Here is a 13,840-nt window from a genome sequence, read left to right as displayed (position 1 = left end):
TTATCCGGCCTACAGTCTTGTAACGAAAGTAGGCCGGATAAGGCGTTAAGCCGCATCCGGCACTACAGTCACGGTGATTTAGCCATCGCTTCCTCGTTTTTTACCCGCACTTTTTCGTCCAACTTCGCTATCAGGTTTTTCCTCCTGCATCCTCGGTTTGAATGCGATCTTGTGTTTCGATCGCGGGTTGTGCTGGCGGCTCCACTTCAGTCAGGCGCGGAGTGTGTGCCGGTAGCCAACCGACCAGTGCCGGGAAGTGGCGTAAAAAGTGAAATGCTAATACGCTTTTGGTCAGGTTCCACCAGGTGCGTCTGGGTAACATTGATTCATCAACTCGCTGGCAGTCCTGCGCAATAATGGGATTCAGGTTGTCGCGCAGGATCTGATTGAAAGCACGGTCATAAATAATGAGATTGGCTTCCAGATTTAGCGACAGACTGAGCGGGTCAAGATTGCTGGACCCGACGGTAGCCCAGTGATCGTCCATCAGCGCCACTTTGCCATGCAGCGGCTTGCGGTGATATTCGTAGACGTGGACGCCCCCTTTGACCAGATAGTTATACAGCAGCCGGGCGCCCACTTTCACAATGGGTATATCAGGCTCGCCCTGAACGATGAGTTTTACCCGTACGCCGCGTCGTGCTGCTTTACGCAGGGCATGCAACAGACGATAACCGGGGAAGAAATAGGCATTGGCAATAATCACTTCCCGCTTTGCCTGCGCGAGCATTTTCAAATAATGGCGTTCAATATCATCGCGATGTTCCTCGTTATCACGCCAGACGAACAGCGCCTGCGCTTCACCGGGGCGATGATTTTCGACTGCCCGGTGATGCCGTCGCCACCAGCGGCGTACGGCGCTTTGTCCCGGCAGGTTTTCCAGCACGAATGTCAGAATATCAACCACAATCGGACCTTCAACACGCACAGCGTAATCTTGCTTGGCTTCCGGCCCATAGTCAGACATGTGTTCGGCGGAGTAATTAATACCGCCGACGAAGGCGATGCGATCGTCAATGACCACAATTTTGCGATGCATCCGGCGAAACAGATTGGTGCGCATCCCGAACAGGCGTGGGCGCGGATCGTAATAACGGAAAACAATACCCGCCGCGGTTAACTCTTCGACAAAGCTGTCGCTTAGATCCGGTGAGCCGTAGCCGTCCAGCAACACCTCTGCGGCGATCCCGCGGTGTGCGGCAGCGAGCAGTGCGGCATGTAGCTGTTTCCCGACCGCATCTTCAAACCAGATAAAGGTCTCCAGAATGATTTTTTGCTCCGCGTGCTCAATCGCGTGAAATACGGCGGGATAGTACTGATCGCCATTTTCCAGTAGCTGAATTTGATTGCCTTCACGCCAGCCAGTTTTCATACACGAATCTCCGCACTCAGAGGGGCATGATCGGACAAATGTCGCCAGTGACGCAGCGCCAGCGTCGTTGGGGTACTGGCATTCGCGTTTTTCACATAGATCCTGTCCAGACGCAGCAGGGGAAACTGCACCGGAAATGTTCGCGCCGGGCGACCGTGAGCGCGGGTAAAAATCTCGTCAAGGCCGGCCTGGCTCTTCAACGGATAATTTGCCTGTTGTCGCCAGTCGTTAAAATCGCCAGCAACCACCACGGGATCCGCGTTGGGCAGGGCATTGACCCAATTTGCCAGCATGCTGAGCTGTGCCTGGCGATGGGCTTCACGCAAACCGAGGTGGACGCACATCACATGAATCGGGCGGGAAAGCATCGGCGGCACAATGCGACAGTAAAGCACACCGCGTTTTTCACTCGTGCCAACGGATACATCACGGTTTTCATAATGCTCAATGGGGTAGCGCGATAGCACGGCGTTGCCGTGATGCCCCTGTGAATACACGGCATTGCGCCCGTAGGCGAAATCGCGCCACATGGTGTCGGCCAGAAACTCGTAATGGCTGGTATCCGGCCAGTTTTCTATCTGCAGTGAGTGTACGTCGTGAGCGCCCAGCACTTCCTGCAGGCACACAATATCTGCGCCAACTGCCCTGACGGCATCCCGCAGCTCGGGCAAAATAAAGCGTCTGTTAAAGGCGGTGAAACCCTTGTGAGTATTAATGGTGAGCACATTGAATGAAAATCGGTCTGCTGATTCGCTCATGATTCTCCCGTTGGCGTCACTTTCCTGACTCTCTCCATCATCCTTCGGGATGAGGGTTTTGACCGTATCGCGAATTCTGTGGCGAAATAAATAGTGTAGTCGCCGTCACAAAAAGATGCGGTGTTGCGGAATTTTCCGTAAAGTCCGGTACTCTGAATAATTAGTTAAAAATCCTTCAGGAGAAAAGCCATGAGGTGGCAACAACGTGTTCGTGTCGCAACGGGTCTAAGTTGCTGGCAGATTGTGTTGCATTTACTGGTAGTGGCGTTGCTGGTAATGGGCTGGATGAGCGGCAAGCTGGTGCACGTCGGCCTGGGATTATGCGTCGTGTATGGCGTAACGGTTATCTTAATGCTGGCATTGCAACGTCACCATGAACAGCGCTGGCGTGATGTGGCTGACGTGCTGGAAGAGCTGACGACCACGTGGTATTTCGGTGCGGCAATGATCGTACTGTGGTTACTGTCGCGTGTGCTGCAAAACAACGTGCTACTGGCGCTGGCGGGGCTGGCGATCCTTGCCGGACCCGCAGTGGTCTCGCTGTTGGCGAAAGACAAAAAGTTACATCACTTTGCGTCTAAACATCGCATACGCCGCTGAGCCTGTTGTGGCCGCTATCACCAATAGCGGCCACAAACTTCCCCAGACAATCTGCAGACTCGCATCCTTCAGGTAAATCTGTTTTGTGATGTCCGTAAAGTGACGGATCGGGTTTATCCATGTCAGATTCTGCAACCACACAGGCATATTTTCGACCGGAGAGACATATCCGGACAGCAAAATCGCCGGCATCATAAAGACAAAGACGCCGATAAATGCCTGCTGCTGTGTCGCGCACAGTGACGAAATCAGCAAGCCAAATCCCACCAGCGACAGTCCGTAAATCACCATCGTGAAGTAGAACAGCCCCAGTGAACCGGCAAACGGGATGTGATAGGCCCAGATGCCGATTGCCAGTACGATGGTGGCCTGAAAGGTGGCAACAATCAGTGCCGGCACCGCTTTACCGATGAAAATCTGCCAGGTGGTAAGCGGGGAAACCAGCAGTTGATCCAGCGTGCCTTGCTCGCGCTCGCGAGCAACCGAGAGCGAGGTGACGATCATTACGCCGATAGTGGTGATCATGGCGATCAGCGACGGAACCACGAACCATTTGTAATCCAGATTCGGGTTGTACCAGTTACGCACGACCAGCTCGCTGTTGTTTGGTTTCGGCTTGCCGTCCATCAACTCCTGCTGATACGTCTTAACGATCTGCTGCAGATAATTTGCGGCAATCTGCGCGCTGTTGGAGTTGCGCCCATCGAGAATTAGCTGCATGGGGGCCTGCTGGAAAGTATCCAGATTACGCGAGAAGCCTGCCGGGAAGCGCACCAGCAGCAGTGCTTTTTGCGTGTCGATGGTGGGTTGGATTTCCTGTGGGCTTTTTAGCAGCAGAATATGGGTAAAGGCGCTGGCACGGGCAAAACGCTGGGTTAATTCCACCGAATGTTTACCGTTATCTTCGTTATAGATAGCGATAGTGGCGTTAGTGACTTCCAGCGTTGCGGCGAACGGGAACAGAATGACCTGAATCAGTACCGGTAAAATCAAAATGGCCCGCGTCTGCGGTTCACGCAGCAGCGACTGCAGCTCTTTGCGAATTAATGTCCATAAGCGATGAAACATGCCAGTCCCCTTAATCCAGCCGACGTTTAGTTTTAAGCCACGTCAGGCCAATAAACATCACCGCAGAAGCGATTAAAAACAGCACGTTGATAATCAGCACCACCGGAATATTTCCCGCCAGAAACAGGCTTTGCAACGTGCTGACGAAATAGCGTGCGGGAATAATGTAAGTCACCGCGCGGATAATCGCCGGCATGCTGTCTATCTGGAAGATAAATCCCGACAACATAATTGAGGGCAGGAAAGCGGCGTTCAGCGCCACCTGTGCGGCGTTAAACTGGTTGCGGGTGATGGTGGAAATCAGTAAACCCATACCGAGCGTGCTGAGCAGAAACAGGCTGGTAATGAAAAACAGGATCAGCAATGAACCGCGATACGGCACGCCCAGAATAAACACCGACACCAACATACACAGCAGCATCGCCAGCATGCCAAGAAAGTAATAGGGGATAAGCTTACACAGCAGCAACTCCACGCGGGTCACTTCGGTTGACAGCAACGCTTCCATGGTGCCACGTTCCCACTCACGCGCTACCACCAGCGAGGTGAGGATCGCGCCAATGACCGTCATAATGATAGTGACCGCTCCGGGAATAATAAAATGCTGGCTGATGGCCGCCGGGTTAAACCAGTACCGGGTCTGCACATCGATCAGTGGCTCGAACGATTCACCCCGGTCTTCCGCCCGTTGCTTTTGCCAAATCTGCCAGATTCCTTCGACATAACCCTGCACAAAGTTAGCCGTGTTTGGCTCACTGCCGTCGGTGATGACCTGAATGGGCGCTACGTCGTTGGGGCGCGCCATCTGCTGGGCAAAATCCACCGGGATCACCACCAGGCCGCGAATGCGTCCGGCCTGCATTTTCTCAATCAATTCCTGACGGTTATCGCTGATGGTGGCGTCAATATAGGGCGAGCCGGTCATGGTATGGGTAAAGTCCAGCGCCTCTTTACTTTGCTGTTCAAGCAGAATCCCCACCCGCAGCTTGCTGGAGTCGAGGTTGATCCCGTAGCCGAAGATAAACAGCAGCATCAGCGGGATCACGACGGCAATTAGCCAGCTACTGGGATCGCGGACGATCTGGCGTGTTTCTTTCACGCACAACGCCCGCACGCGCCGCCAGGAGAGAGAGTGGCTACTCATGCGTATGCTCCTTATCCCAGTCATTGATTAGCGTAATAAACGCTTGCTCCATGGTCGGGTCCGGCGTGTCGCTGTCGGCAGCCTGAGCTTTCAGGTCGTCTGGTGTTCCGCTGGCAATCAGTTTGCCGCGATACACCAACCCGATGCGATCGCAGTATTCCGCCTCGTCCATAAAGTGGGTGGTCACCATCACCGTGACGCCTTTTTCCACCATGCTGTTGATATGCAACCAGAACTCACGACGGGTGAGGGGATCGACCCCGGAAGTGGGTTCATCAAGGAACAGAATGTCGGGTTCATGCATCAGCGAGCAGGCCAGCGCCAGACGCTGCTTAAACCCCAGCGGCAGTTCGTCGGTGGCGTGGGAAGCGATACTCTTCAGGCCAAATGCCTCGCTCATACGATCGATTTTCTCCTTCTGCGCCCGACCGCGCAGACCGTAGACGCCGGAGAAAAAGCGCAGGTTCTGCTCAACGGTCAGGTTGCCGTACAGGGAGAATTTTTGCGCCATATAGCCCAGATGCTGGCGTGCTTTGCCGGAGCTGACTTTCAGATCCATGTCCAGCACCAGCGCTTTGCCGGAGGTGGGAACCAGCAGGCCGCACATCATTTTAAAGGTGGTGGATTTACCGGCACCGTTGGGCCCTAGCAGGCCAAAAATCTCACCACGTTGTACGGAAAAGTCTACGTGGTCGGTCGCGGCAAAATCGCCAAACTTCTTGGTCAGCGCTTTGGCTTCGATCACCGTTTCGCCAGGCGTGCCTTCCACGGTATGCAGGATAGCGCCCAGTGGCGATTCCGATGTCCCGGCTCCGCCGAGTAAATCGATAAAGGCATCCTCGAAGCGGGGAGTCGTTTCGCTGATGTTAATCTCCGGCATGCCGTCTGCCCGACGAATATCGTCCGCAGTGGCTGCTTTTTTCAGGATTAAGCGTACCGATTTCCCCTGAATCATCCCGTCGCTGACCTGCGGTAGTTTTAATGCCCGCTGCAGCAATCGACGGTTATTTTCCTGCGGACTGCTCATCAGGAAACTGCGGCCCGCCATGGTTTGCGTCAGTCGCGTCGGTTCACCCTGATACAACAGTTCGCCTTCGTTCATCAGCAGTACATCGCGGCACTGCTCTGCTTCATCCAGATACGAGGTGCTCCAGAGGATCAACATGCCATCCCCGGCCAGCTCATGAACCATTTGCCACAGTTCACGACGGGAGATGGGGTCCACACCGACACCCGGCTCATCCAGCAACAATACTTTGGGTTCGCCGACCAGCGTACAGGCCAGCCCGAGCTTCTGTTTCATCCCACCGGAAAGTTTGCCGGCCAGTCGTCCGGTAAATGGCCCCAGCGAGGTAAATTCCAGCAGGCGGGCAAAGGTTTTTTCTCGCGCCTCACCGGTGACGCTACGCAAATCAGCATAGAGATTGAGGTTCTCCATGACGGTTAAATCTTCATACAGGCCAAATTTCTGCGGCATATAGCCCAGTACCGCATGCAGCGCGCTGTCGTCCTTGATAGGGTCAAAGCCAATCACCGCAGCACTTCCGGCATCGGGTTTTAACAATCCCGCCAGCATGCGCATCAACGTGGTTTTCCCCGCGCCGTCCGGCCCGACAAGTCCGGTCACGTAGCCTGCATGTACGGTGCAGTCGAGCGGGGCAACGGCCGGTTTTTCCATTCCGGCAAAGTTTTTAGTCAGCCCTTTGAGCGTAATAACGGCATCATTCATGCCGTGCCTCGTCACTGAATTTGATCGTCACCGGCATTCCCTGACGCAGCGCATCGTCCGCGTCGGTTACGACAATTCGCAGGCGATACGCCAGATCGGTGCGCAGATCAGGGGTCTCGACCGTTTTCGGCGTAAATTCGGCGGTTGGTGACACAAAGCCGATTTTGCCATGATACGGTTTGTCCGGGCGGCCGTCGGTATAGAGCAGGATCTCACGTCCTGGCTGCGCCTGGCTCAGATTGCGTTCGTCAACGTAGGCGCGAACCCAGACCGGACGCGTGAGCGACAGCGTCAGTACCGTACCGCCTGCGCTTAGCATACTGCCGGGTTCGACTGCACGGGTAAGCAGCGTACCGTCAGACGGCGAGGTCAGCGTGGTGTCATGCAAATTAAGCTCTGCCTGTGCCAGCTCAGCCTGAGCTTGTTCGAGCGTGGCTTTCGCCTGCTCGATGTCCTGCACACGATTACCGCTGCGATATTGGCTGAGTTTGTCCTGTGCGGATTTTAACGAGGCTAACGCCTGATCGCGAGATGAACGCGCGTTTTCCAGATCGTTAGCGGAGATGGTGCGGCTTTTCCACAATCCGACCTGTCGATTATAAAAGTTCTGTGCGTAATCATAGGCAGCCTGTGCCTGTTTGACGGCCGCTGCCGCCTGGGCGATCTCTTCAGCGCGATACCCGGCCAGCATCAGATCGTATTGCGCCTGGGCGGCGGCAACATTGGCTTTGGCCTGCATTAATGCGTTTTCATACGGTGCGTGATCCAGTTCGCCCAGCACCTGACCGGCGGTAATCGCATCGCCTTCATCAACCGCCAGCGAGGCCAGTCTGCCGCCGACGCGAAAACTCAGGTTGACGCTACGGATATCGACATTGCCGTACAGCGTCAGGCCATTATCTTGCCGACTTTGATACCACCACGTTCCACCGGCAATCACGGCAACGAGGGCCGCGATAACCAGCCCGAGAACGACAGGTTTTTTCATGACTCCAGACTCCTTTGCGTTAAGCCTTGCAGAATAAGATCGATGTGACAGGTGATCGTTTGATCAATCAGCGCGGTTTTATCTTCATCAAATTGTGACCAACCCGTACGCAACAGAATGGTTTCTTTCCCCAGACGAAAGGCCAGCACCTCGCCGAGGATGGCGTGGGTATGCAGAATCATTTGGGTATCGTTGGCATCGCCGCCGGTATAGGCGGCAATCAGGCGCGTCAGGTGTGTATGCAGCGGATTGATAACCTGGTCGTGCACCAGTTGATAAGCCGCGGTGGGTGAAAGCTGTTCCCGCGAAATAAATTTGCTCAGGTTAACGGTGTCGTCCTGGGTTAACAGCATGATCATATTTTTGCAGGCGCGCAGGATTAATTCGCGCATCGCGCCACGATCCGGCTCTGGCTGAGCGAATAAACGCTCGGCCTCTTCAGCGTGCGGGCGAAACTGCGAGCCGATAAAATCGGCAATCCACTGGGCGCAGGCGAGATATAAATCCTCTTTTGAGCCAAAATAGTAGGTGATAGCCGCAATGTTTTGCCCGGCCTGTGCAGCGATATCGCGCGTGGTGGCGTGCAGACCATACTCGCCGAATTGCGCCAATGCTGCGGCAATGAGCTGGTTCTTCGCCTGTTCACCTTTGGTTGTCATGGTGGGTGTATTCATAGCATGACCTGATCTTAATCAATCGATTGATTAAGATTATGACTGATGTGCAACCTTGTCCAGTCCGGATCGTTATTTTCCTCGCAGGGATAATTTATGCGGCACATCACAAAAACTGCTACACTCCGCCCCTTCATGACATTGTGGTTTTTGTCATCTCTATTGTATGTATCTCCCTGAAAACGACACCGGTAACGGTCAGGGCGGTTCGGAGTTGTTATGTCTTTTGATTCCCTTGGTTTAAACCCTGAAATTTTACGTGCCGTTGCCGAACAGGGTTACCGTGAACCTACCCCTATTCAGCAACAGGCGATCCCTGCCGTGCTGGAAGGCCGCGATCTGATGGCCAGCGCCCAGACCGGTACGGGGAAAACGGCAGGTTTTACCCTGCCGCTGTTGCAGCACCTGATTACCCATCAGCCGCATGGTAAAAGCCGTCGCCCGGTGCGTGCGCTGATCCTCACGCCAACCCGCGAACTGGCTGCTCAAATTGGCGAAAACGTACGTGATTACAGTAAGTATCTGAACATCCGCTCGCTAGTGGTCTTCGGCGGCGTCAGTATTAACCCGCAGATGATGAAGCTGCGCGGTGGTGTGGATGTACTGATTGCCACACCTGGTCGTTTGCTCGATCTGGAACACCAGAATGCGGTGAAACTGGATCAGGTTGAGATCCTGGTACTCGATGAAGCTGATCGCATGCTGGATATGGGCTTTATTCACGACATTCGTCGCGTTCTGGCGAAGCTGCCGGCAAAACGCCAGAACCTGCTGTTCTCAGCAACGTTCTCTGACGATATTAAGTCGCTGGCCGAAAAGCTGCTGCACAACCCGCTGGAAATCGAAGTGGCGCGCCGTAATACCGCCTCAGAGCAGGTGACTCAGCACGTTCATTTCGTGGATAAAAAACGTAAACGTGAGCTGCTGTCACAGATGATTGGTCAGGGCAACTGGCAGCAGGTGCTGGTGTTTACCCGTACCAAACACGGTGCGAACCATCTGGCTGAACAGTTGAATAAAGACGGCATCCGCAGCGCGGCAATCCACGGTAACAAATCTCAGGGAGCGCGTACCCGTGCGCTGGCCGATTTTAAATCCGGGGATATTCGCGTGCTGGTGGCGACCGATATTGCCGCGCGTGGCCTCGATATCGAAGAGTTGCCACACGTGGTGAACTACGAGCTGCCAAACGTCCCGGAAGATTACGTGCACCGTATTGGCCGTACCGGGCGTGCCGCAGCTACCGGCGAAGCGTTGTCTCTGGTGTGCGTCGATGAACACAAGTTGCTGCGTGACATCGAGAAGTTGCTGAAAAAAGAGATCCCGCGTATTGCAACGCCAGGCTACGAGCCGGACCCCTCCATCAAAGCCGAGCCGATCCAGAACGGTCGCCAGCAGCGTGGCGGCGGCGGTGGCGGTCGCGGTCAGGGTGGAGCAGGGCGTGGCCAGCAGCCGCGTCGTCAGGATGGCGGTGCGCCAAAAGCGAAGCCGCGTAGCGGCGAAGGCAAACCGGCAGGTGATAAGCCTCGTCCGCCGCGCCGTCCGCGCAAACCGTCTTCCGCCCAGTAATTCACCTTGCTGTCTGGCAGTATAAACACGCTATCCGGTCTACACAGGGTGTAGGCCGGACAGGTCAATCACTCCCCCGAACTTTGCGATTTCAGCACGATTGAGCAGGTATATCGTCCTGCCGGGTGAATCGAAATCGTCGTCTCAAATACTTTCCCGTCCCTGTCCAGATAACGACGCACAATTCTCATTGCTGGCGAATCAGGCGCTACGTTAAGGATCTTTGCCACCTTTTTGGGCACACCGACAGCCGTAATAGTCTGATGCACCTCATGGCTTTTGATGCCGTAATGCGTTTCGATCAAATCGCTGATTAATGAGTGTGGATCGTCACGGATGTAGGTGCGCAGCTTGGCGTAATCCGTGCTGGCATAGCTGTCCGTCCAGCAGATTGGCGCGTCGGGGTTTTGCGCATCTTCGCGAGTGCTGGCAATGTGCAGCCAGCGGGAACCTGGCGGGCAGCCAATCATCTGGGACAACTCGATGTCTGCCACAATCTCATCGATTTTCTTGATGACGCGCAGATTGTTTTTGGCCAGCAGCAACAGATCCTCAAGATGCGATAGCGGGTGATTGACACCGTTAGTCTTAGGTTCGCAAACGCGAGTTCCCGCGCCTTTACGCCGTGAAATCAGCCCCTGTTCTGTTAATTCCCTTAACGCCTCACGCATGGTGTGGCGGCTGACCTGCCATGTTTCGCACAGTTCCATTTCCGTTGGAAACAGCGAGCCGGGGGCAAAGGTCCCCACCGAAATTTGCTGCGCCAGTTCACGTGCTATTCGCTTGTACAGAGATTCTTTCATCGCGGTTTCATCAAAATATTAGTGATCTTTATCACGAAAATTTGTACGGACTATTCCCTACATTTCTTATGAATACTATAAATGTCCGTACATTCAAATGTACGGACATTTTATTATGTCTGGACATTGTGGCGGCGTTTGAATATCTAACAAACCACCGTAAACACGCATCTTATCACTATCAGATTTTCCAGGGGGATTTATGGCTTCGAATGTACTTGATTCTGTTCTGTTCAGGGATTCTTTCGGCACACCAGCGATGCGCGCGGTGTTTGACGATCGCGAGCTGGTACGCAAATACGTGGAAGTGGAAGTGGCATTAGCCAAAGCCCAGGCACGCTGCGGTGTGATACCCGAGGCTGCGGCGCAGGAAATTGCTGAAAAATGTAATGCCGATACGCTCGATTTTGATTTATTACGCCATGAAACCGAAATCGTGGGTTATCCGATCCTACCGCTGGTGCACCAGATTTCTAAACAGGCTGGCGAGTCCGGCGGCTATGTGCACTGGGGCGCAACCACGCAGGACATCATGGACACCGCGGTAGTTCTGCAAATTCGTGATGCATTCGCGTTAATTGAAACCGATATGGACAAGCTTCGTGCGACGCTGGCCGATCTCTCACGCCGTTACCGTGATACGCCGATGGCCGGGAGAACCCATTTGCAGCAGGCTCTGCCCGTAACCTTTGGTTATAAAACAGCCATCTGGCTGGATATGTTTGAACGTCACGCGGAACGTCTGACTCAGGCGCGTCCTCGTGTATTGGTCGGCGAATTTGCGGGTGCAGCCGGTACGCTGGCATCGCTGGGGGATAAAGGGCTGGCGGTACAAAAAGCGATGATGGAAGAACTTGGGCTGAATGTCCCTACGTCCACATGGCATGTTGCGCGTGATGGTTTTGCCGAAGCGGTGAATCTGTTAGCGGTGATTACCGGGTCGCTGGGCAAGATTGCCTACGACGTAATGCTGCTGGCAGCAAACGAGTTTGGTGAGTTGTATGAGCCGTTTGTTAAAGGGCGCGGCGCCAGCAGTACTATGCCGCAGAAACGCAACCCTATTTCCAGCGAGTTAATGCTGGCCTGTGCCAAAGGCGTTCGCCAACAGGCAGGGCTGATGCTTGATGCAATGGTGCAGGATCTGGAGCGTGCAACCGGGCCGTGGCATGCCGAATGGATTGCTATCCCGGAAAGTTTCGTCCTCAGCGCCGGGGCATTGCATCAGGCTAACTTTATGCTGGCGGGGCTGGTGGTTGATGAAGCGGCGATGAAACGTAACCTCGGCATGACCAACGGACTGATTGTGGCTGAAGCGGTCATGATGGGACTGGCGCCGTATATCGGTCGTCAGGATGCGCATGACGTCGTGTACGACGCCTGTCGTATCGTCAATGAACAAGGGGGACGACTGGCGGATGTGCTGAATGCGATGCCATCTGTCTCGGAACGACTTGACCCGCAGTTGATTGAAGAACTGACCGACCCGGCAAATTACCTTGGAATGGCGCCAGCAATGGTGGATCAGGTATTAGCGAGATATATGTCGCGGAAATGAACGCTCTTGGGCTAACGGAATAAGGATATTTTTATGTCAACGAATTCTGTCGCGGGAAAATCCATTCTGTCGTTCCTGATACCGCTGGCGATAGGCGCGATCGTTTGGTTTTATCCCGTACCTGATGGTCTGACGCCTCAGGCCTGGCATATGTTCGCGATATTTGCCGCGACCATTGCCGCGATCCTTACCCAGCCGCTCCCTTCGGGGGCGGTGATGTTGATTGCACTTTGCGTGGTCATTTTTACCAAAACCTTGCCAGAGGCAAAAGCATTGTCAGGTTTTGCATCCGGTACGGTATGGCTCATTTTCTGTGCCTACGTCTTGTCTCTTGGTTTTGTAACCTCGGGATTGGGGAAACGTATTGCGTATAAAATGTTATCGCTCTTTGGTGGCAGTAGCCTGGGTATCGCTTACTCACTGGGGGTTTCCGATCTGATTATGGCCCCGGCGATGCCATCCGTAACCGCGCGTTCCGGGGGGATTATTTTCCCTATCACTCGTTCCATCAATGATGTCTTGGGTTCCGCACCAGGGGCAACGGGCAAGCGTATCGGCGATTTCTTAACCATGGTGTGCTTCCAGTTTACGCCGATTACCGGGGCAATATTTCTCACCGGGATGGCGGCGAATCCGCTGGTAGCGAGTTTGGCGAAATCGTCATTAGGAATAGAGATAACCTGGGGTGGATGGTTTATTTCCGCAGTGGTCCCTGCGATGGTCTGTTTCTGCCTGATGCCGCTACTGGTCTATAAATTATTGGATCCCGAGCTTAAGCGTACGCCGGAGGCGAAAGCGATGGGCAAACAGGCCCTCGGTGAGCTCGGTTCGATGAGCAGCAACGAGAAAAAGGTCGCGTTTGGTTTTGTGCTGGCGCTGGTTGGTTGGGGTACCAGCTTGATTACGGGATTGTCTGCCACATCTGTCGGGCTGGGGCTGGCAGCTTATCTGTTTGCCTCGGGCGCTGTTAGCTGGAAAAGTTTGCTTAATGACCATGCGGCCTGGGATACGGTGATCTGGTTTAGCGTCATTATTAGTCTGGCGACAGGGCTTGCCGATCTGGGCTTTATTAAATGGATGACCATAAAATTAGGCAGCGGTATTCAGGGTTTTGGCGCGATCGAATCGTTTATTGTGTTGGGGATCCTTTACATTTACGTCCATTATCTCTTCGCTACGGCGACCGGGCATGTCGCTGCACTGTATGCCCCTTTCGCGGCCACGGCGATCGCAGCAGGCGCGCCGCCGATGATGGTGGCTATTTGCTTCGGTATCTTTAGTAACCTGATGTGGGGGAATACCGAGTACGGTGGTGGACCTGGCCCCATTTATTTTGCCCAGGGTTATTTTGAACGTCCGCGCTTTTACAAAATCAACCTCTGCGTGGTGACGGCGAATGTGATTATCATTTTTGTCGTGGGCATGCTGTGGTGGAAGCTGTTGGGATACTATTAAGCGTTAGCGAATTATTGGCCGGACAGGACCCGAACAGCCGTCCGGCCAGGAAAAATGAATTGCGAAGCGCTTTCCAGAATGGGGGAAAAAGGTACATCCAGGGACTGAAATGTGCCACAATAGTG

General features: G+C 54.2%; 12 protein-coding genes. 4 read left to right on the top strand and 8 right to left on the bottom strand.

From position 1 onward, the window contains the following. Positions 1–130 precede the first annotated feature (130 nt). Both clsB and HV041_RS13210 read right to left on the bottom strand, forming a co-directional pair. On the bottom strand, positions 131–1,372 hold the full coding sequence (gene clsB / locus HV041_RS13215) for a cardiolipin synthase ClsB (RefSeq protein WP_121584391.1): 1,242 nt from the start codon (positions 1,370–1,372) through the stop codon (positions 131–133). After that, entirely contained in the window at positions 1,369–2,130 is a 762-nt protein-coding gene (locus HV041_RS13210) for an endonuclease/exonuclease/phosphatase family protein (protein ID WP_121584392.1), read from the bottom strand. Before HV041_RS13210 ends, clsB begins: the two co-directional genes overlap by 4 nt. A gap of 189 nt (positions 2,131–2,319) precedes the next feature. On the opposite strand from HV041_RS13210, the gene HV041_RS13205 reads away from it, so the two are divergent. Further along, positions 2,320–2,730, top strand: coding sequence for a YbhQ family protein (locus HV041_RS13205; RefSeq protein WP_048212208.1), 411 nt, complete (start codon positions 2,320–2,322; stop codon positions 2,728–2,730). Here HV041_RS13205 and HV041_RS13200 read toward each other — a convergent pair. From HV041_RS13200 to cecR, 5 genes are read right to left on the bottom strand one after another with little or no spacing between them, the layout of a single operon-like run. Beyond that, positions 2,692–3,798, bottom strand: a complete 1,107-nt coding sequence (locus HV041_RS13200; protein ID WP_121584393.1) for an ABC transporter permease — start codon at positions 3,796–3,798, stop codon at positions 2,692–2,694. The genes HV041_RS13205 and HV041_RS13200 overlap by 39 nt on opposite strands. 10 nt (positions 3,799–3,808) lie before the next feature. Beyond that, the gene (locus tag HV041_RS13195; RefSeq protein ID WP_182294228.1) at positions 3,809–4,942 is read right to left on the bottom strand and encodes an ABC transporter permease; all 1,134 of its coding nucleotides are present in this window, start codon (positions 4,940–4,942) and stop codon (positions 3,809–3,811) included. Next, positions 4,935–6,671 carry an ATP-binding cassette domain-containing protein gene (locus tag HV041_RS13190; protein WP_121584395.1) on the bottom strand — a complete coding sequence of 579 codons (1,737 nt, stop codon included), beginning with the start codon at positions 6,669–6,671 and terminating at the stop codon, positions 4,935–4,937. The genes HV041_RS13195 and HV041_RS13190 overlap by 8 nt, the downstream gene beginning before the upstream one ends. Next, positions 6,664–7,659 carry a secretion protein HlyD gene (hlyD, locus tag HV041_RS13185; protein ID WP_165712254.1) on the bottom strand — a complete coding sequence of 332 codons (996 nt, stop codon included), beginning with the start codon at positions 7,657–7,659 and terminating at the stop codon, positions 6,664–6,666. Before hlyD ends, HV041_RS13190 begins: the two co-directional genes overlap by 8 nt. Next, positions 7,656–8,333 (bottom strand): transcriptional regulator CecR, encoded by a 678-nt coding sequence (gene cecR, locus HV041_RS13180; protein WP_003035216.1) that lies wholly within the window; start codon positions 8,331–8,333, stop codon positions 7,656–7,658. The genes hlyD and cecR overlap by 4 nt, the downstream gene beginning before the upstream one ends. A gap of 219 nt (positions 8,334–8,552) precedes the next feature. On the opposite strand from cecR, the gene rhlE reads away from it, so the two are divergent. Continuing rightward, positions 8,553–9,902 carry an ATP-dependent RNA helicase RhlE gene (rhlE, locus tag HV041_RS13175; protein WP_048212203.1) on the top strand — a complete coding sequence of 450 codons (1,350 nt, stop codon included), beginning with the start codon at positions 8,553–8,555 and terminating at the stop codon, positions 9,900–9,902. 68 nt (positions 9,903–9,970) lie between these two features. On the opposite strand, the gene HV041_RS13170 is transcribed toward rhlE, so the two are convergent. Next, positions 9,971–10,705 carry a GntR family transcriptional regulator gene (locus tag HV041_RS13170; protein ID WP_005123711.1) on the bottom strand — a complete coding sequence of 245 codons (735 nt, stop codon included), beginning with the start codon at positions 10,703–10,705 and terminating at the stop codon, positions 9,971–9,973. A gap of 202 nt (positions 10,706–10,907) precedes the next feature. Here HV041_RS13170 and HV041_RS13165 point away from each other — a divergent pair, with 202 nt between their 5' ends. Next, positions 10,908–12,260, top strand: a complete 1,353-nt coding sequence (locus HV041_RS13165; protein ID WP_005123710.1) for an adenylosuccinate lyase family protein — start codon at positions 10,908–10,910, stop codon at positions 12,258–12,260. A gap of 33 nt (positions 12,261–12,293) precedes the next feature. After that, complete coding sequence (locus tag HV041_RS13160) at positions 12,294–13,715, top strand: DASS family sodium-coupled anion symporter (protein WP_005123709.1); 1,422 nt, start codon at positions 12,294–12,296, stop codon at positions 13,713–13,715. The last annotated feature ends 125 nt before the right edge of the window (positions 13,716–13,840 follow it).

This window comes from Citrobacter sp. RHBSTW-00029 (assembly GCF_014104295.1).
GTDB lineage: Bacteria > Pseudomonadota > Gammaproteobacteria > Enterobacterales > Enterobacteriaceae > Citrobacter > Citrobacter youngae.
This window is presented reverse-complemented; position numbering and strand designations above follow the sequence as displayed.